At 63.8% G+C, this 19,528-nt stretch carries 17 protein-coding genes; 12 read left to right on the top strand and 5 right to left on the bottom strand.

All coding sequences use genetic code 11. The features are described from left to right. Window positions 1-24: 24 nt before the first annotated feature. Window positions 25-525 carry a MarR family winged helix-turn-helix transcriptional regulator gene (locus tag RQ479_RS10630; protein ID WP_376705032.1) on the bottom strand — a complete coding sequence of 167 codons (501 nt, stop codon included), beginning with the start codon at window positions 523-525 and terminating at the stop codon, window positions 25-27. Window positions 526-724: 199 nt separating this feature from the next. Here RQ479_RS10630 and RQ479_RS10635 point away from each other — a divergent pair, with 199 nt between their 5' ends. The 11 genes from RQ479_RS10635 to RQ479_RS10685 all read left to right on the top strand — a co-directional run bounded on the left by RQ479_RS10635 (window position 725) and on the right by RQ479_RS10685 (window position 9,423). Beyond that, window positions 725-1,003, top strand: coding sequence for an acylphosphatase (locus RQ479_RS10635; RefSeq protein ID WP_352467228.1), 279 nt, complete (start codon window positions 725-727; stop codon window positions 1,001-1,003). 149 nt (window positions 1,004-1,152) lie between these two features. Beyond that, complete coding sequence (locus RQ479_RS10640; RefSeq protein ID WP_352467229.1) at window positions 1,153-1,815, top strand: TetR/AcrR family transcriptional regulator; 663 nt, start codon at window positions 1,153-1,155, stop codon at window positions 1,813-1,815. A gap of 48 nt (window positions 1,816-1,863) precedes the next feature. Then, entirely contained in the window at window positions 1,864-3,027 is a 1,164-nt protein-coding gene (locus RQ479_RS10645; RefSeq protein ID WP_352517148.1) for an isovaleryl-CoA dehydrogenase, read from the top strand. Window positions 3,028-3,109: 82 nt separating this feature from the next. Further along, entirely contained in the window at window positions 3,110-3,502 is a 393-nt protein-coding gene (locus RQ479_RS10650; RefSeq protein ID WP_352467231.1) for an AbrB/MazE/SpoVT family DNA-binding domain-containing protein, read from the top strand. Further along, window positions 3,499-3,882: a type II toxin-antitoxin system VapC family toxin gene (locus tag RQ479_RS10655; protein ID WP_023677795.1), complete on the top strand. Its 384-nt coding sequence runs from the start codon at window positions 3,499-3,501 to the stop codon at window positions 3,880-3,882. The genes RQ479_RS10650 and RQ479_RS10655 overlap by 4 nt, the downstream gene beginning before the upstream one ends. Window positions 3,883-3,886: 4 nt before the next feature. Next, complete coding sequence (locus RQ479_RS10660; protein ID WP_352467232.1) at window positions 3,887-5,494, top strand: carboxyl transferase domain-containing protein; 1,608 nt, start codon at window positions 3,887-3,889, stop codon at window positions 5,492-5,494. 1 nt (window position 5,495) lies between these two features. Further along, window positions 5,496-6,026 (top strand): O-acetyl-ADP-ribose deacetylase, encoded by a 531-nt coding sequence (locus RQ479_RS10665; protein WP_352517149.1) that lies wholly within the window; start codon window positions 5,496-5,498, stop codon window positions 6,024-6,026. Window positions 6,027-6,141: 115 nt separating this feature from the next. Continuing rightward, the gene (locus RQ479_RS10670; RefSeq protein WP_352467248.1) at window positions 6,142-6,516 is read left to right on the top strand and encodes a hypothetical protein; all 375 of its coding nucleotides are present in this window, start codon (window positions 6,142-6,144) and stop codon (window positions 6,514-6,516) included. A 31-nt stretch (window positions 6,517-6,547) separates the two neighbouring features. Continuing rightward, window positions 6,548-6,928: a hypothetical protein gene (locus RQ479_RS10675; protein WP_352467234.1), complete on the top strand. Its 381-nt coding sequence runs from the start codon at window positions 6,548-6,550 to the stop codon at window positions 6,926-6,928. Window positions 6,929-6,971: 43 nt separating this feature from the next. Further along, the gene (locus RQ479_RS10680) at window positions 6,972-7,346 is read left to right on the top strand and encodes a hypothetical protein (RefSeq protein WP_352467235.1); all 375 of its coding nucleotides are present in this window, start codon (window positions 6,972-6,974) and stop codon (window positions 7,344-7,346) included. Window positions 7,347-7,458: 112 nt separating this feature from the next. Continuing rightward, window positions 7,459-9,423 carry an acetyl/propionyl/methylcrotonyl-CoA carboxylase subunit alpha gene (locus tag RQ479_RS10685; protein WP_376705033.1) on the top strand — a complete coding sequence of 655 codons (1,965 nt, stop codon included), beginning with the start codon at window positions 7,459-7,461 and terminating at the stop codon, window positions 9,421-9,423. A 112-nt stretch (window positions 9,424-9,535) separates the two neighbouring features. On the opposite strand, the gene RQ479_RS10690 is transcribed toward RQ479_RS10685, so the two are convergent. Further along, complete coding sequence (locus RQ479_RS10690; protein ID WP_292660052.1) at window positions 9,536-10,657, bottom strand: branched-chain amino acid ABC transporter substrate-binding protein; 1,122 nt, start codon at window positions 10,655-10,657, stop codon at window positions 9,536-9,538. A gap of 388 nt (window positions 10,658-11,045) precedes the next feature. Then, entirely contained in the window at window positions 11,046-11,312 is a 267-nt protein-coding gene (locus tag RQ479_RS10695; protein WP_010915070.1) for a sel1 repeat family protein, read from the bottom strand. 460 nt (window positions 11,313-11,772) lie between these two features. On the opposite strand from RQ479_RS10695, the gene RQ479_RS10700 reads away from it, so the two are divergent. Beyond that, window positions 11,773-12,117, top strand: coding sequence for a DUF2147 domain-containing protein (locus RQ479_RS10700; protein WP_352467237.1), 345 nt, complete (start codon window positions 11,773-11,775; stop codon window positions 12,115-12,117). Window positions 12,118-12,246: 129 nt separating this feature from the next. Here RQ479_RS10700 and RQ479_RS10705 read toward each other — a convergent pair whose 3' ends face one another. Both RQ479_RS10705 and RQ479_RS10710 read right to left on the bottom strand, forming a co-directional pair. Further along, complete coding sequence (locus RQ479_RS10705) at window positions 12,247-12,606, bottom strand: invasion associated locus B family protein (protein WP_376705034.1); 360 nt, start codon at window positions 12,604-12,606, stop codon at window positions 12,247-12,249. Window positions 12,607-12,806: 200 nt separating this feature from the next. After that, complete coding sequence (locus RQ479_RS10710) at window positions 12,807-19,496, bottom strand: autotransporter domain-containing protein (RefSeq protein WP_376705035.1); 6,690 nt, start codon at window positions 19,494-19,496, stop codon at window positions 12,807-12,809. Window positions 19,497-19,528: the final 32 nt, after the last annotated feature.

The following is a 19,528-nucleotide window of genomic DNA, read 5'->3' on the forward strand; positions in this document are numbered from 1 at the left end:
AACGCCGGATCCCGGTGCTGCTCGCTATTTCTCCGCTAGCAGGCGCATGACGCGCTTCAAGGCGTCCGATAATTCGGCAGCCGCTTCATCCGCGAGGCCGGCCGTCAGCCGCGCGAGATCGCGATCCGCCGCAGCCTGAAGCCTGGCGAGCTCCGCACTTCCGCGAGCGGTCAGCGACAGGATGCGTCTGCGCCGATCGGCTGGGTCAGTGCGCATCTCGATCAGGCCGGCGGCGGCGAACCTCCTCAGGACGGGTATGACATACGCCGGATCGAGCCGGAGCTCGGCAGCGATTTCGGAGGCTGCCGGTCCGAGATCGAGGTGGAATGCCCGCGCAAGAAACCCTGCCTCACCGCCGCTATTGGCGGCAGCATGGGATCGGCGGCCCAATTCGAACAGCAGCCGCGCCTCGCCTAGCGTATAGGCGCTGTGCGTCAAGGTCTGGTCGAGCAGCCCGATCAGCCGCGTGTAAAAGCGATTGAAGTCGCGGATCTCCGCGACAAGGGCATTCCGATCGGCCGGCATGTCGACCTCCTTCGGGCTGATCGCTCCGTAAGGACCATGATCGCCTATTATTTGACTTAGTCAATCATTCGATGGAGACGCCGCCCATCTCGCACGTGAAGCTGGCGGATCGCGATCGGCAGAGAGACCTTCGATGCACGCGGCGCGGTTGAATTTGCAAGACGCTGCGCCAGACTCGACTCAAAAGATGGAGAGCGCGATGGACGACCGGACGGTGCAGATACGCATATACGGCAAGGTGCAAGGCGTCAGCTACCGGGTCTGGGCGCGGCGCGAGGCGTCGGCGCTTGGCCTTGCCGGGTGGGTGCGCAACGAAGTTGACGGCTCGGTGACAGCTTTGATTGCAGGGACGGGTGCGGCGGTCTCGACAATGATCGAACGGCTTTGGCAAGGACCGCCAGGGGCAGCGGTTTCGAAGGTCGATGTCGAGGAGATCGAGGCTCGCGACATGTCCGCGGGTTTCAGGATTGTTGCCTAGCAAGGCATGACCCTGCTCATTCGCTTCCATCGCACAAAATCTCCAGGGTGCAGATAGAGCAAACCTGAAGCCATTGCCCTGCCCGGACATACCTCGGCCCTTGAATTAATTGAACGTTTGTTTTATTGTCTGCGAAAAGGCGGTTTGTCATGGCGCGTACGACCGGTTCCGACGGAGAGAAGACCGAAGCTGCGGTCCGCGAGGCGGCGGTCAGCCTGATTGCGCGTCTCGGCTACGAGGCGATGTCGATGCGCCAGCTGGCGGCCGAGGTTGGCGTCCAGGCAGCGGCGCTTTACCGCTACTTCCCGACCAAGCAGGACCTTCTGTTCACCCTGATGCGCGAGCATATGGAAGGCTTGATCGAGGCGTGGCGCGCAACACGCCCTGTCGGCGCCGGTCCGGCAGCGCGGCTCGCCGCCTATGTCGAAAACCACATCGCCTTCCACGTCGAACGCCGCCATTCCACCCATGTCTCGAACATGGAGCTGCGCAGCTTGTCGCACGAAAAACTCACGCAGATCCTGCGCCTGCGCACGGCTTACGAGAAGGAGCTGCGCGCCATCCTGCGCGACGGCGTCGAAGCGGGCTTGTTCAGCATCGAAGACACCGGGCTCACCGCAATGGCGCTGATCCAAATGATGACCGGCGTCATCGTCTGGTTCCGGCCGGGCGAGCGGCTGTCGATCGCCGAAGTCACTGCTACATATCTAGCAATGACAATGCGCCTTGTTGGAGCAAAGAACGATGGCGAGACAACGAGCCACGACGCCGCGCCTCTATTCGGGCGCGCAAAGGACGCTCTAGCAACTTGATTTCGCGCATGATCCCGATTTTCGGGATCGTGCGCCGGGAGGAACGGCATGTACACGCATACGCTCAACTTCGGGCTTGACGAAGACATCGAGGCACTGCGCGACCTGGTGCGGCGCTTTGCCCAGGAAAAGATCGCACCGATCGCCGCCGAAATCGACCGCTCGAACGAATTCCCGGCACATCTGTGGGCGGAGCTCGGCGGGCTTGGCCTGCTCGGCATCACCGCCGATCCCGATTTCGGCGGCAGCGGCATGGGCTACCTCGCCCATGTCGTGGCGATGGAGGAGATTTCGCGCGCCTCGGCCTCGGTCGGCCTCTCCTACGGCGCCCATTCCAACCTCTGCGTCAACCAGATCAACCGCTGGGCAACGCAGGCGCAGAAGGAAAAATATCTGCCTTCGCTCTGCAGCGGCGAGAAGGTCGGCGCACTGGCGATGTCGGAATCGGGTGCCGGCTCCGATGTGGTGTCGCTGCGCCTGCGCGCCGAAAAGCGCAACGATCGCTATGTGCTCAACGGCACCAAAATGTGGATCACCAACGGGCCGGATGCCGAGACGCTGGTCGTCTACGCCAAGACCGATCCGGAACTCAATTCGCGCGGCATCACCGCTTTCATAGTCGAAAAGGCCTTTGCCGGTTTTTCCGTGGCGCAAAAGCTCGACAAGCTCGGCATGCGCGGCTCGAATACCGGCGAGTTGGTGTTCGAGAATGTCGAAGTGCCGTTCGACAATGTGCTGCACGAGGAGGGGCGCGGTGTCGAGGTGCTGATGTCGGGCCTCGACTACGAACGCGCCGTGCTGGCCGGCGGGCCGATCGGGCTGATGGCTGCGTGCCTCGACGTGGCGATACCTTACGTGCATGAACGCAAGCAGTTCGGTCAGCCGATCGGCGAATTCCAGTTGGTGCAAGGCAAGCTCGCCGACATGTATGCGACGATGAACGCGGCGCGCGCTTACGTCTATGCCGTAGCCGCCGCCTGCGATCGCGGTGAGACGGCCCGCAAGGATGCTGCCGGCTGTATTCTCTTCGCCGCCGAAAAGGCGACGCTGATGGCGCTCGACGCCATCCAGCTTTTGGGTGGCAACGGCTACATCAACGATTACCCGACCGGCCGGCTGCTGCGCGACGCCAAGCTCTACGAGATCGGTGCCGGCACCAGCGAAATCCGTCGATGGCTGATCGGGCGGGAAATCATGGCGGAGGGCGCCTGATGGCATCTTTTTAAGATTTTGCCAGAAGCCGCAAGATGTGGCATACTTCGGAATATGTGCCACAATACAGGCGAGACGGACCATGGCGGGCAAAACGGGAAAGTCCGGACTTGAAGAAGACCCGCAAGCACGGTTCGATGCCGGCGCTCGCAAAACGCCGCTTCGGGTTCCGGCGAAACGCGAGCGGGTCAAGCTTGGCGAGGGCGGGCGCTTCGTCATCCCTGCCGCGATGCGCGAGGAGATGGGCGTGAAGCCTGGCGAGGACATGATCCTTCATGTCGAAAGCGGCGAGCTGCGGGTAAGATCGTGGCTGCAGAATCTGCGACGGGTCCAGGCCGAATTGTCAGCGCTGAAACAGCCCGGTGAAAGCGTCGTCGACGAATTTCTGAAGGAGCGGCGGGAAGAGCAGCGTCGAAGCGACAAGCGTCTCGACCGGCTTCACGCCGAAGGGACAACGGGAAAGCGGGCGAAATGAAGCCCTACGTCATGGACAGTTCGGCGGCGCTCGCAATCCTGCTCAACGAGCAAGGCACCGACAATGCTTTGGGGTTCGCGCCGGACGCACAATGCAGTTCAGTCAATGCGGCCGAAATCATCGCCAAGCTGATCGACAAGGGACGCAGCATGGAACAGGCCGCGGACGACCTCGCCAGTCTCGGCATGCCGATCGCCGTTTTCGACGACGCAATGGGCATCGCGGCCGGGCAGCTTCGCCAATTGACGCGGCATCGCGGCTTGTCGCTGGGCGATCGGGCCTGCCTCGCACTGGCAATTCGCGAGAACGCTATTGCCGTCACCGCCGATCGCGATTGGGGCGACCTCGATGTCGGCTGCAAAATCGAGCTGATCCGGTAGCGCCATGGCCCCCCTCACCTCGCAGATCTCGCCCGCCTCCGATATCTTCCGCGCCAATGCCGAGCGCATGCGGGCGCTGGTCGCCGACATCGCTGAAAAAGCCGCCGGCATCGAGCGCGGTGGCTCGGAAGAGGCGCGTGAGCGGCACGTCTCCCGCGGCAAGCTCCTGCCGCGGCAACGCCTCGCGCAATTGCTCGATACGGGCTCGCCGCTCCTCGAAATCGGCCAGTTTGCCGCTTGGTCGATGTATGGCGAGGACATCCCCTCGGCCGGCCTCATCGCCGGCATCGGCCGGGTCGAAGGCACCGAAGTGATGGTCGTTGTCAACGACGCCACGGTGAAGGGCGGCACCTATTATCCGCTGACGGTGAAGAAGCATCTGCGTGCACAGGAGATCGCACTACAGAACAATCTGCCTTGCGTCTATCTGGTCGACAGCGGCGGCGCCAATCTGCCCAACCAGGACGAGGTGTTTCCCGACCGCGATCATTTCGGCCGCATCTTCTACAACCAGGCCAACATGTCGGCCGCCGGCATTCCGCAGATCGCCTGCGTCATGGGTTCGTGCACGGCCGGCGGCGCCTATGTGCCTGCGATGTCGGACGAGACAATCATGGTGCGCAACCAGGCAACCATCTTTCTCGGCGGGCCGCCGCTGGTGAAGGCGGCCACCGGCGAGGACGTCACCGCCGAGGACCTCGGTGGCGCCGACGTGCACACAAGGCTTTCCGGCGTTGCCGACTACTATGCGCTCGACGACGAGCATGCGCTGGCCATATGCCGGCGTATCGTCAAAAACCTGAATCGGAACAAAATTGTAAGCTTGGCCCTGAAGAAATCGATTCCGCCGCTTCACGATCCACATGAACTCTACGGTATCGTGCCTACGGATCTGCGCCAGCCTTACGACGTGCGCGAGGTGATCGCCCGCATCGTCGACGGCTCCGAGTTCGATGAGTTCAAGCAGAATTACGGCACCACGCTGGTCACCGGTTTCGCCCACCTCAGCGGCATGCCGGTCGGCATCGTCGCCAACAATGGCGTGCTGTTTTCGGAAAGCGCGCTGAAGGGCGCGCACTTCATCGAGCTGTGCTGCCAGCGCAGGATTCCGCTGATTTTCCTGCAGAACATCACCGGCTTTATGGTCGGGCGAAAATACGAGGCCGGCGGCATCGCCAAGGACGGCGCCAAGCTGGTGATGGCGGTCGCCACCGCCAAGGTGCCGAAAGTAACGATGATCATCGGCGGCTCGTTCGGCGCCGGCAATTACGGCATGTGCGGACGCGCCTATTCGCCACGCTTCCTGTGGATGTGGCCGAATGCCCGCATTTCGGTGATGGGCGGCGAGCAGGCGGCAACGGTGCTGGCCGTCGTCAAGCGCGAGGGCATCGAGCGCAAGGGCGGCGAGTGGAGCGCCGAAGAGGAGGCAAAATTCAAGAAGCCAATCCTGATGAAGTACGAGCACGAAGGCCACCCGCTCTATTCGTCTGCAAGGCTCTGGGACGACGGCATCATCGACCCGGCCAAGACCCGCGAGGTGCTGGCGCTCAGCCTTTCGGCCGCGCTCAACGCCCAGATCGAGGAGACACGCTTCGGCGTGTTCAGGATGTGAGATGAGCGAAACCGGCCCGAGGATTCGCATTCAAACCGGCGACATAACGAAGCTGGCGGTCGATGCCATCGTCAACGCCGCCAACACCTCGCTTCTCGGCGGCGGTGGCGTGGACGGCGCCATTCACCGCGCGGCCGGCCCCGAGCTTCTGGCCGAATGCCGGATGCTGAATGGCTGCAAGGTCGGAGACGCAAAAATCACCAAGGGCTACAAGCTGCCCGCGCGCTACATCATCCATGCGGTCGGGCCGGTCTGGCAAGGCGGCAGCAAAGGAGAAGCCGAACTGCTCGCCTCCTGCTATCGCCGGTCGCTCGAAATCGCCGCCGCAAAGGACTGCCGGACGGTGGCGTTTCCAGCGATCTCGACCGGGGCCTACCGCTATCCGAAGGATCAGGCGACGCAAATTGCTGTCGGTACCGTGAGTGCCTTCATCGGCCAGAACATCGTTCCGGAAACCGTCATTTTCTGCTGCTTCGACGAACTAACGGCCGAACTGTATCAGCGGGTCGTTGCCGCACTCGGCAAGGTGTAACCCTGCGCCGGCGGCACCCGTCCACATCTCCAGACTATTTTTTGCTTCTTGATCTGGCCAGACGAAAGAATCACGGCTATTGATCATCGCAAATACCAATGGGGATTGGGCGAAGATGAGGCGGCGGGTTTTTCAGAGAACAACTGTGCAGATACTTGCGGCGTTGCTTATATTAGCGACGCATGGCGTTGGTGCGGCGGAGTCGTTGGCGGGAAGCAAGGGCGAGACCCGTTTCTATCCCTATTTGCCGCAGAATCCGAAGGATCAATGTACCATGGCTTACAAGGCCTATGTAGCGGCCGGCGGCCATTCAGCCTATGCAACCACTCCGTATTCCCGGGTCCGTTCGCTGTACATCATCTGCGGCTCGCGCTTGAATGCACCGTCACAGCAAGCTGCCGAAGAGTTGGCGTTGAAATCCTGTCAGGCAACCCGCAATAGTTACAGGGTTACGACAGGTGGGGGCTGCGAAATCGCTGCCTCCAAATAGGCGAATATCTTTCAGTGTTGGGTTTTTTCAAATGGGTTGGGCAATGAAATCTTTATCCATCAGGCGAACAACCATATCGATACTTGCACTGCTCGTGGCCTCTGCACCGAATGTTGGCGCCGCCGAATCGCTGGCGGGAAGCAAGGGCGACAGCCGTTTTCCGGTCTATTTTGCACCGGGTACAATCGGAGGCTGCGGCAAGGACTACAAGGACTATGTGGCAGCGGGCGGTCACTCGGCCTATGCGATGACGCCGTTCAACTGGGCAACCGAATTCATTATTTGCGGTGCTCATCTCAATGCGCCGTCCCAGAAGGCTGCGGAAGCGCTGGCGTTGAAGTCCTGCCAGTCCGCGCGCAGCAAGTACAAGGTCACGACTGCAGGGGCCTGCGCCATAGCTGCCTCCAAATAGGCCGATACTCGTCGGCCTTCGACTTTTTCAATGGTTGGGAAAAATGAAGTCTATAGGCATCAAACAAGCAGTCTTGTCGATAATAGGTGGGTTGCTTCTAATCTCGAGCCCTAATATCGGCGCCGCCGAATCGCTGACGGGAAGCAAGGGCGACATCCGTTTTTACCCGGCTCTATCGCTAGACCCGAAGCGACCGTGCACCAAGGCATACAATGCCTATGTGGCGGCCAGCGGCCATTCAGCCTATGCGACCACACCGTATTCCCGGGTGCGTTCGCTGTACATCATCTGCGGCTCGCGCTTGAATGCGCCGTCGCAAAAGGCTGCCGAGGATACGGCGATGAAATCCTGCCAGGCCACCCGCAACCGTTACAAGGTCACGACCGGGGGAGCTTGCGAAATCGCGGCCTCAAAGTAGGCAGGCCTCGCTTGCCTACCCTTTGACCGCCAGACTACAAAGCAGGGCATCGCCGCAGCTCGCGTGAAGAGAATTCACGCCGTTGGCGGCAAGCTCTGCCTGCGGAGGCCCGATGTTCGCCAAGATCCTGGTCGCCAACCGTGGCGAGATCGCCTGCCGGGTGATCCGCACGGCACGCAGCATGGGTTTGCGCAGCGTCGCCGTCTATTCCGACGCCGACGCTCACGCCTTGCATGTCGAAATGGCCGACGAAGCGGTGCATATCGGCGCCGCTCCCGCCAACGAAAGCTATCTGCGCGGCGACAAGATCATCTCGGCGGCCTTGGCCACAGGTGCCGAGGCCATCCATCCGGGCTACGGCTTTCTTTCGGAAAACCCCGATTTCGTCGACCAGGTCGCGGCGGCTGGGCTGATCTTCATTGGGCCGTCGGCGGCCTCGATCCGTGCCATGGGACTGAAGGACGCGGCCAAGCGGTTGATGGAAAAGGCCGGCGTGCCTGTCGTTCCGGGCTACCATGGCGAAGCGCAGGAGATCGTGTTGCTCGCCTCCAAGGCGCGCGAGATAGGCTACCCCGTACTGATCAAGGCGCGCGCCGGCGGCGGCGGCAAAGGCATGCGGCGCGTCGAGCATCCCGATGATTTTTCGGAAGCACTGTCGGGCGCGCGGCGCGAGGCGAAAGCCGCGTTCGGTGACGACCGCGTCTTGGTGGAAAAATATGTCGACAAGCCGCGCCACATCGAAGTGCAGGTGTTTGGTGACAATTTCGGCAATGCCGTACATCTTCACGAACGTGACTGCTCGGCGCAGCGCCGCCACCAGAAGGTGATCGAGGAGGCGCCTGCCCCGGGCATGACGCCGGCACTGCGCAAGGCGATGACCGAGGCGGCGGTGAAAGCCGCCAAGGCAATCCACTATTCCGGCGCCGGTACCATCGAGTTCATCGTCGATGCCTCGCAAGGTCTAAAGGCCGACCGTTTCTGGTTCATGGAAATGAACACCCGCCTGCAGGTCGAGCACCCCGTCACCGAAATGGTCACCGGCATCGACCTGGTCGAGTGGCAGTTGCGGGTAGCCTCCGGCGAAAAACTGCCGAAGATGCAGAGCGAGATCGCGCTATCCGGCCACGCCTTCGAGGCGCGCATCTATGCCGAGGACGCGGCAAGAGGGTTTTTGCCGGCGACCGGCACCTTGCACCATTTGAAATTTCCGCAGCCGGCACCAGAGGGTGCGACCATGCGCATCGAAACCGGTGTGCGCGCCGGCGATGCGATTTCGCCGTTTTACGACCCGATGATCGCCAAACTGATCGTCCATGGCAAGGACAGACGGGCGGCGCTCACGGCACTTGGCGCGGCGCTGTCGCAGACCGAAATCGCCGGCTCGACGGTCAACACTGGCTTTCTTGCCGCGCTGGCCGCTGATGTGGATTTTGCGGCGGGCGATGTCGATACCGGCCTGATAGCCAGGCATCAACTGGCGTTGACGGCGGTTCCGCCGCCGAGCGGTGAGACAATTGCCGCCGCGGCACTTGCCGCGTCCGGTGCGAGCGACTTGCGGTCCTCGGACGATCCCTGGTCGTCGCTGGCAGGCTATGCGCATTTCCACGCTGTAGCGCGGCGCACCCTGCTGAAATTTGGCGAGCAGGGGATCGTCGCGCGCGTGTCGGTGCGGCCGGACGGACGGTTCGAGGTGGCGCTGGACGCGCCCTATGACAGCGTGAATTCGCATGACCTTCGCGCGACGCCTCGCCTCGCCCGCTGGCCGGGCCACGTCACGGTCTTCGATGGCGCCATCGGCTACGGTTTTGCCGTGCCGGATCCGCTGGCGCGAGCCGACGAAGCCGCCGCCGCTTCCGGAAGCCTGCGCGCGCCAATGCCCGGCCTGGTCAAATTGGTGCGTGCAGCCAAAGGCGAGTCCGTGATCAAGGGCCAGCCGCTGCTGATCCTGGAGGCGATGAAGATGGAGCACACCATTGCCGCCCCCCATGACGGGGTTATCGCCGAGATTGCTGCCGAAGGCGCGCAGGTCACCGACGGGACCGTGCTGGTGCGTTTTGCCGAGGAAGCCCACGGCTGACCGCTGTTCCTCCACAAGTCGATATCGAAGACACGCCCCACAAACGCCGCCCAAAATGAAAATGGCCGGGTCTGACCCGGCCATTTCCGTTTACTGCGGGCGACGCCAGCCACTACGGCTGGATCGGCGCGTATTTGCCGTCGTGCCACTGGTTGATGTCGTAGCTGACGTTCTTGAGGTCGCCCTTTTCGTCGAAAGTGACCGCGCCGACGACGGTGCTGATCGGCTCGCCGCTCTTCAAAGCTTCGGCAACCTTGGCCGGGTCGTCGCTGCCGGCGCGCTTGATGCCCTCCGCAAAGGCCTGGATCACGGCATAGGAGAACAGCGTGAAGCCCTCGGGCACGAAGCCGCCCGCCTTGATCTTTTCGATGGCTTCTTTGGCTTCGGGCTTCGCCTGCGGATCCGACGGGAAGACGAACATGGTGCCTTCGCCGGCCGGGCCGGAAACCTGCCAGAATTCCGGCGTGGCAATCGAGTCCGGCATGATCAGCTGGAATTTCAGGTTCTGTTCCGCCGACTGGCGCAGGATGAGGCCGGCTTCGGGGTGGTAGCCGCCGAAATAGACGACGTCAGCCTTCAGGTCCTTGAGCTTGGTGACAAGCGCCGCGTAGTCCTTTTCACCGGCGTTGATTCCCTCATAGAGGATCTCGTTGAGACCGTTCTGGTTCATCGTTGCCTTGACGACATCGGCGACGCCCTGCCCGTAGGCGCTCTTGTCGTGCAGGATGACGACGTTCTTGCCGGCATATTTCTTGGCGATCCATGGACCGATGAAAGCGCCCTGCGCGTCGTCGCGCGTATAGAGACGCATGATCGTCGGCCAGCCGGCTTTCGCCGCCGCGTCGGTCAGCACCGGGTTCGACGAAGCCGGGCTCATCATCAGCGCGCCGGCTTCGGCATAGACCGCGGAGGCCGGGATGCTCGAGCCCGAACAGGCATGGCCATCGACGAACTTGACGCCGTTGGCAACGACGCGGTTGGCGACCGAAACCGCCTGTTTCGGATCACACTGGTCATCCTGGACGTCGAGCTTGATCTGGCGGCCATCGACGCCGCCGGCCGCGTTGATCGCGTCGGCGGCGGCTTGCGCGCCTTGCTTGAATTGATCGCCGATGGTGGCAAGCTGACCGGTCATCGGTCCGACCACTGAAAAGGTGATGTCATCGGCGAAGGCGACCGGCGCGGTCATCATCAAGCCAAATATGGCTGCGCTCAAAATACTGAATTTCTTCATGGTGACATAACTCCTCCACTCTCGCGCGACCATCCCGGCCGCGCCTCTTCCAGAGTGGCCGGAGAATTTCATCCTTCACCGGAGCTGTCTAGACGCATCGTCGGCGCTCGATTGGGCCTGCAACACGCTGTCGCAAAGACAAAGCCGCGCCAGCCTTGTTCCGGCCGGTCGCAGCTTTTCTCATCGAGCTTCCCGAGATATCAGCATCGGGATCCGCTCGCCTTCCCTGTTTTGTACGGTTTATTGCACGGCTCGTCCGCCTGCCGTGTTCTTGTTGGCCCAGCCGTCTTGCGCGGCCTTGATTTTCGGGTCCAGCCGTCTGCGCGGCTTTGATCCGAAGCGTCCCTGTCGTGAGGTCAGTACCCCTGTGAAGTCGATGCCGGCGAATTCAGTGCATCGTCATCCATTCGCGGGCTTCGCGCAGCGCCTTGGCGATCTCGACCTTCGACATGGCGGCCGACAATTCAGAGCGCAGTTCCGCGGCGCGGGCCGAACCCTTGATCGCGGCGATGTTGAACCATTTGTGGGCGGCGACGACATCGGTCTCGCAATCGCGGCCGGTCGCATACATCATGCCCAACTCGAAAAGAATATCGGCCTGGGCAGTTGCCCCCATGGCGCCGAAGCCGGCTTCAAGCATTTCAAAACGTGCCATTTCAAATCCCCTGTTCTGGCTCCCGAGAGCTGTCTCCGTCTGTCCCTCGGTGTTCTTGATTACCTTCGGGGGCGGCCGCTCTTTCGATGCTTTCGAGAATGCCGCGGAGGCTTGAATCCGTCGTTAAATGGCGTGCTTAATTTGAGGAAAACAAAGCTAAAACAAGAGGTAAACGCGAAAATTCGTTAAGGATACAAAGCCAGCAATCGCGCCGGTTTGCACAAAATTTGAAGAAAACTTGCGAGGCACGGATCAAGACTCCGCTAACCACAGAAGACAAAGACGTGTGCGGCCCGTTTCATTTTTTCGCCGGCGCGGCCGTTCGGGAGCGGGCAAAAACCCGCAACCCCTCCGTGGCGGCACCGCTTTTGTTTTTCCGGGAGCTGGACTAGCTTACGTTTGCGTAAGGGGCAGACAGCCGGGACGGAGCCCGATTGGACTTGCCTGAGGGAGGAGAGACATGTTTCGACAAGTGAGCCCGGCCCTCGCGGCCGCAATAATGATGACCGGCGCGGCATGGGCCGATCCGATCGAAGGCAGTTGGAAAACGCAAGCCGGATCGACTGCCGCCATTTCGGGTGGCGGCGGGGCGTTTTCGATTACGCTCAAATCCGGCAAATTTGCCGGCAAGAACATCGGTTCACTGAAGGTGGCCGGCGACAACAAATATGCCGGCACCATAACCGACCCGGAAACCGACAAGACCTATTCGGGCAAGGCTTCGCTTTCCGGCAGTTCACTCAAGATGAGCGGCTGCGTTTTCGGCGGGCTGATCTGCAAGAGCCAGACCTGGCACAAGCTCTGATTGTGCCCTTCCTGCCGTGGTGAGCGGGGCCAGTCGGCCGCGGCGACGACCGTGCCCTGCTCAGCTTACCGCGAGGTCAGTTTGCAGCCTGTCGAAAAACATATGGAGAGTGACGAGAAGAGCTCGGGATCAAACCCCGCCGAGAACCTGCAGCCTATCGAGCGCGGCAGCCAAGCCTTTCAGCGAAATCGACAGAGCGAATTCTTTGCTGTCGGTGGATTGCGCCTTCACCCGCAGAGCGGTACCGGCCCGCAGCGCTGCAATCATCGCGGCATCGAAGCTGAGCGGCACGATACATCCGCCCGGCAGACAGGTCGAAAAGCGCAAAGGCTTGCGTGACTGCCCATCGTCGATCTGAAGCGTGGCGCCGGCATCGAGCAGCAAACCGAAGGGTAAAACCAGATCGCCGGAAAGAGTATCTTTGCCGTTTCGACGCAATTCGATCGCGAGCACGCGCTGGCCATTCTTCTGCGCCTGTTGCTGGGACACAGTGCAAAGCGCCCGGGGCGCGGCACTTTCGCAGGAGAGGCGCCAGTCCTGGTAAGTTTCCTGGAGAGACGACGCGCCTCCCGGCAGGGTCGACGCAGGCTCTTGCGCCGGCGCGGACACAGGCACCGAGACGATCAAAGCCGCCCTTATTGTCGGGCGTATTTTTCGCCACATCACGGCGACCCTCTTCTCTGTCGTTGTCAGAATTTGACGCGGAGATCCGCCTTGGCGCCATTGTCGACGACGCCGCCGTCGAATTGGCCGGAATAGGACAGGCCGAGCGTGGCATTGGCCGACATTTGCAGGTCGAGGCCGGCCTCGACGAGGGCTGCATCCTGCGCGATCGGCACGCCGGCTATGGTAAAGGCATCGCCGCCGGCGAAGGCGAAGGTCGAAACCGGCGTGACATCGCCAAAGGCGTGGCGCCAGCCGACCATGCCGCGCGCCGTCGCGTTCATGCCGCCAAGCGCGACGTCGGTCGATGCGCGCAGCCCGAGCGTGGTGAAGGTCGCATCCGTGGTCGAACTGGCGCTGGTCAACGCCGCGCCACCACCCTTTTCGGTGAAGCCGTCCGTATGCACGCTGACATAGGCGAGATTGGCGAAGGGCTCGAATTTGAAGCGGCCGGCATCAGTCTTGTAGCCGACTTCGCCGAAGACCTGCGCGGTGGACGCGTCGTAGTCGCCGGTCAACTGGTCGGCAAAGCCATTGAAAGCGACGCTGCGTTTTGTCGAGAGGCTGCTCCAGCTGTAGGCGGCACCGGTGCGGAAGGCGATGGCGCCCCAGTTCGTGCCGCCATAGAGGCCGAGATGATAATTGTCGGCATCGCCCGAGGAATGACGATCGTCGGCGTCGAAGGACGAACGGCTGTAGCCGCCGAGCAGGCCGACACGCCAGTCGCCGACCAGAGTATCTGCACCGGCCAGCAGGCCGCCGATCGATCGGTCGAAGGCGGCAGCGTTGCCGTCCGACTCGCTACTGCCCCACGAGCCGAAGGCCTGGCCCCAGACGGCGAAGCGGTCGGTGTCGGCCGCGACCATCTCCGGCCCGCCCTCGCCATAGGCCATGACCGGCAATGCGGCGGTGCCGGCATCGCCAAAGGCGGTACGGATGCGGTTGGTGGCCGCATCGCGCACGAACTGGCTGTCGTTGAGCAGCATGCCCTTGGCCGACGCATGGATCTCGCCCGACAGCTGGTCGAAGGCGCTGCGGGCCTCCGCGTCGGTGGCCAGATTGGCGACGGCGTTGAACAGGGATCCGGATTCCGGAATGCTGTCCAGTCCCTGACCCGTGGCGATCTGGTTGCGCGTCACGCCGGCATCGGCGAAATCGCGCACCTTCAACACGTCGAGGTAGGCATTGTTGACGTCATAGGTATCCACCATGCCCAGGAAGGCGGTGTTGGCGGGCAGGCCTGTCACCGAGGCGAACTCGCCGGTCAGCCCGGCATCGGCGGTCAGCACCGTATAGTGAGCACCGAAAACCAGACCGCCTAGCCCGTTGACAGCGAGCGTCGAGCCAGTGATCGTCACGGCACCCGCTGCATGAAGCAGATCCGACTGAAGTGCCGCGTCGATATCAATGGCATAGGTGGATCCGGCGGCCAGCGTCGCATCGCCGGAAAGCAAGGTACGGTCGCCGGCGCCGCCGTCCTGCATGGTGAGAAGACCGTTATTCGACAGGGATTCGAGGCCGCTGAAAGTGGTCGTTTCGAGCGTTGCGCCATTGCTGGCGGTGACGAGGGATGCTCCGGCCGCGTTCACCACGCTATCGATGCCAGCGCCGAACAGGCTGGTGCCCCCGGTTGTCCAGATGGCGTTGTTGGTCACCAGGTCGGCGAAGTCCCCGAGCTCCACCCGGCCGGTCAACGCGCCGCCATTGGTGAGCATCGTGGCGCCGCCCGAGGTGGTGATGGCCAGCGCTGTCGCGGTCAGCGCGCTGTTGTGCGTCGCACCGGAAAGGGTGATGCCGATCGCGTGGCCGGTGTTCGATAGCGCGATGATCGCGGCGACATCGCCTTCGATCGTGCCGTTGGCGGTGATGCCGATCGCGCCGCTGCCGTTGTTCAACGCAAAGATGCCGGTCGTGCCCGAGACGTTGCCCGCGGTCACGTCGACCGCACCCGCACCGGCGGCCGAGGTCTGCTGGGCGACGATGGCGGTATTGCCGGTGGATGTGACATCGCCCGCGGTCACCGTGACGGCGCCGCCGGTCGAGAGCGCAAAGATGCCGTTGCCGCTGGTCGCATTGACCGGGCCGACCGTGGTCACCGTGGTCGAGCCCGAGCCAAAGTTCTCGGCGTCGATGCCGAACCGCGCGTCGATCAACCCGTTGGCGGTCACGTCGATGTTGCCCGTGCCGGCGGCCGGGAAGATCGCCGCCACCATGCCAGCATTGCCGGCCTGGATGTTGCCGTTGGCGACCTCCGTGATATTGCCAGTCAGCGACTGCGTCTGGACGTCAATGCCGTCCTTGCCCGCCGTCAGCGCGGTGACCGCACCCGTGGTGACGCTGATGTTGCCGCCAGCTACCGTGTCGCGCACGAAGATGCCTTCGCCGCCGCTCGAACTGCTCGCGCCCGAGATGTCGACCGTGACCGTGCCCGAACCGTTGTTCTTGATGTTGGCCGCATCGCCGGTGCCGCCGACGAAGCCGCCGGTGCCGGTCACGCTGATGTCGCCGCTGCCGCCGGTCCCGCCGATCAGGCTCAGACCACGCGTCGCGCCGGTCACCGTGTCGGCGACATTGACGGTCACGGCGCCCTTGCCGCTTGCGTTGATGCCCTCGGCCGCGGTGCCGGTGACCGTGCCGTTGGCGGTGATGCCGATCGCGCCGCTGCCGTTGTTCAACGCAAAGATGCCGGTCGTGCCCGAGACGTTGCCCGCGGTCACGTCGACCGCACCCGCACCGGCGGCCGAGGTCTGCTGGGCGACGATGGCGGTATTGCCGGTGGATGTGACATCGCCCGCGGTCACCGTGACGGCGCCGCCGGTCGAGAGCGCAAAGATGCCGTTGCCGCTGGTCGCATTGACCGGGCCGACCGTGGTCACCGTGGTCGAGCCCGAGCCAAAGTTCTCGGCGTCGATGCCGAACCGCGCGTCGATCAACCCGTTGGCGGTCACGTCGATGTTGCCCGTGCCGGCGGCCGGGAAGATCGCCGCCACCATGCCAGCATTGCCGGCCTGGATGTTGCCGTTGGCGACCTCCGTGATATTGCCAGTCAGCGACTGCGTCTGGACGTCAATGCCGTCCTTGCCCGCCGTCAGCGCGGTGACCGCACCCGTGGTGACGCTGATGTTGCCGCCAGCTACCGTGTCGCGCACGAAGATGCCTTCGCCGCCGCTCGAACTGCTCGCGCCCGAGATGTCGACCGTGACCGTGCCCGAACCGTTGTTCTTGATGTTGGCCGCATCGCCGGTGCCGCCGACGAAGCCGCCGGTGCCGGTCACGCTGATGTCGCCGCTGCCGCCGGTCCCGCCGATCAGGCTCAGACCACGCGTCGCGCCGGTCACCGTGTCGGCGACATTGACGGTCACGGCGCCCTTGCCGCTTGCGTTGATGCCCTCGGCCGCGGTGCCGGTGACCGTGCCGTTGGCGGTGATGCCGATCGCGCCGCTGCCGTTGTTCAACGCAAAGATGCCGGTCGTGCCCGAGACGTTGCCCGCGGTCACGTCGACCGCACCCGCACCGGCGGCCGAGGTCTGCTGGGCGACGATGGCGGTATTGCCGGTGGATGTGACATCGCCCGCGGTCACCGTGACGGCGCCGCCGGTCGAGAGCGCAAAGATGCCGTTGCCGCTGGTCGCATTGACCGGGCCGACCGTGGTCACCGTGGTCGAGCCCGAGCCAAAGTTCTCGGCGTCGATGCCGAACCGCGCGTCGATCAACCCGTTGGCGGTCACGTCGATGTTGCCCGTGCCGGCGGCCGGGAAGATCGCCGCCACCATGCCAGCATTGCCGGCCTGGATGTTGCCGTTGGCGACCTCCGTGATATTGCCAGTCAGCGACTGCGTCTGGACGTCAATGCCGTCCTTGCCCGCCGTCAGCGCGGTGACCGCACCCGTGGTGACGCTGATGTTGCCGCCAGCTACCGTGTCGCGCACGAAGATGCCTTCGCCGCCGCTCGAACTGCTCGCGCCCGAGATGTCGACCGTGACCGTGCCCGAACCGTTGTTCTTGATGTTGGCCGCATCGCCGGTGCCGCCGACGAAGCCGCCGGTGCCGGTCACGCTGATGTCGCCGCTGCCGCCGGTCCCGCCGATCAGGCTCAGACCACGCGTCGCGCCGGTCACCGTGTCGGCGACATTGACGGTCACGGCGCCCTTGCCGCTTGCGTTGATGCCCTCGGCCGCGGTGCCGGTGACCGTGCCGTTGGCGGTGATGCCGATCGCGCCGCTGCCGTTGTTCAACGCAAAGATGCCGGTCGTGCCCGAGACGTTGCCCGCGGTCACGTCGACCGCACCCGCACCGGCGGCCGAGGTCTGCTGGGCGACGATGGCGGTATTGCCGGTGGATGTGACATCGCCCGCGGTCACCGTGACGGCGCCGCCGGTCGAGAGCGCAAAGATGCCGTTGCCGCTGGTCGCATTGACCGGGCCGACCGTGGTCACCGTGGTCGAGCCCGAGCCAAAGTTCTCGGCGTCGATGCCGAACCGCGCGTCGATCAACCCGTTGGCGGTCACGTCGATGTTGCCCGTGCCGGCGGCCGGGAAGATCGCCGCCACCATGCCAGCATTGCCGGCCTGGATGTTGCCGTTGGCGACCTCCGTGATATTGCCAGTCAGCGACTGCGTCTGGACGTCAATGCCGTCCTTGCCCGCCGTCAGCGCGGTGACCGCACCCGTGGTGACGCTGATGTTGCCGCCAGCTACCGTGTCGCGCACCAAGATGCCTTCGCCGCCGCTCGAACTGCTCGCGCCCGAGATGTCGACCGTGACCGTGCCCGAACCGTTGTTCTTGATGTTGGCCGCATCGCCGGTGCCGCCGACGAAGCCGCCGGTGCCGGTCACGCTGATGTCGCCGCTGCCGCCGGTCCCGCCGATCAGGCTCAGACCACGCGTCGCGCCGGTCACCGTGTCGGCGACATTGACGGTCACGGCGCCCTTGCCGCTTGCGTTGATGCCCTCGGCCGCGGTGCCGGTGACCGTGCCGTTGGCGGTGATGCCGATCGCGCCGCTGCCGTTGTTCAACGCAAAGATGCCGGTCGTGCCCGAGACGTTGCCCGCGGTCACGTCGACCGCACCCGCACCGGCGGCCGAGGTCTGCTGGGCGACGATGGCGGTATTGCCGGTGGATGTGACATCGCCCGCGGTCACCGTGACGGCGCCGCCGGTCGAGAGCGCAAAGATGCCGTTGCCGCTGGTCGCATTGACCGGGCCGACCGTGGTCACCGTGGTCGAGCCCGAGCCAAAGTTCTCGGCGTCGATGCCGAACCGCGCGTCGATCGACCCGTTGGCGGTCACGTCGATGTTGCCCGTGCCGGCGGCCGGGAAGATCGCCGCCACCATGCCAGCATTGCCGGCCTGGATGTTGCCGTTGGCGACCTCCGTGATATTGCCAGTCAGCGACTGCGTCTGGACGTCAATGCCGTCCTTGCCCGCCGTCAGCGCGGTGACCGCACCCGTGGTGACGCTGATGTTGCCGCCAGCTACCGTGTCGCGCACCAAGATGCCTTCGCCGCCGCTCGAACTGCTCGCGCCCGAGATGTCGACCGTGACCGTGCCCGAACCGTTGTTCTTGATGTTGGCCGCATCGCCGGTGCCGCCGACGAAGCCGCCGGTGCCGGTCACGCTGATGTCGCCGCTGCCGCCGGTCCCGCCGATCAGGCTCAGACCACGCGTCGCGCCGGTCACCGTGTCGGCGACATTGACGGTCACGGCGCCCTTGCCGCTTGCGTTGATGCCCTCGGCCGCGGTGCCGGTGACCGTGCCATTGGCGGTGATGCCGATCGCGCCGCTGCCGTTGTTCAACGCAAAGATGCCGGTCGTGCCCGAGACGTTGCCCGCGGTCACGTCGACCGCACCCGCACCGGCGGCCGAGGTCTGCTGGGCGACGATGGCGGTATTACCGGTGGATGTGACATCGCCCGCGGTCACCGTGACGGCGCCGCCGGTCGAGAGCGCAAAGATGCCGTTGCCGCTGGTCGCATTGACCGGGCCGACCGTGGTCACCGTGGTCGAGCCCGAGCCAAAGTTCTCGGCGTCGATGCCGAACCGCGCGTCGATCGACCCGTTGGCGGTCACGTCGATGTTGCCCGTGCCGGCGGCCGGGAAGATCGCCGCCACCATGCCAGCATTGCCGGCCTGGATGTTGCCGTTGGCGACCTCCGTGATATTGCCAGTCAGCGACTGCGTCTGGACGTCAATGCCGTCCTTGCCCGCCGTCAGCGCGGTGACAGCGTTGGTGACCACCGAAATCCCGGTGCTGGTCGCTACGTCACGGACGGTGATGCCTTCGCCAGACGCCGCAAAGACATTGCCGGAGACGTTGATATCCACCGAGCCGACACCACCTGTCTGCCTCGCATCGAAGGCGTTGCCGGTGCCATTGTTGGTGATGTCGCCGCCCGTGTAGGCGATCACGCCACCGGCCGCCGAGAGCGACAGCGCCGCGGTGCCGCCCGCGGTCGGCGTGTTGCCGGCATCGACAATGATCGCACCGTTATTGGTGACAGTGATACCGCCGGCGCCGGTGTTGCTAACCGCAAGACCGTTGCCGCTTACCGTCGTTCCCGCATCGACATTGAGGACAATCGGAGTTGCAATCAGGCCCGCGTAAGCTCGGTCATTAGGTGGGTTGACGGGGAATGTCGTGTCTGTGGTGACGGTATTATTGCACTGGACAATGACACCGCCGACTAAGCAAGCGGCCCAGGCCTGGCTTGGAGCCAACAGGCTCGCGCCGGCCGCGGCCGCAAGGCCGA

Source organism: Mesorhizobium sp. ISC25, assembly GCF_042295465.1.
Taxonomy (GTDB): domain Bacteria; phylum Pseudomonadota; class Alphaproteobacteria; order Rhizobiales; family Rhizobiaceae; genus Mesorhizobium.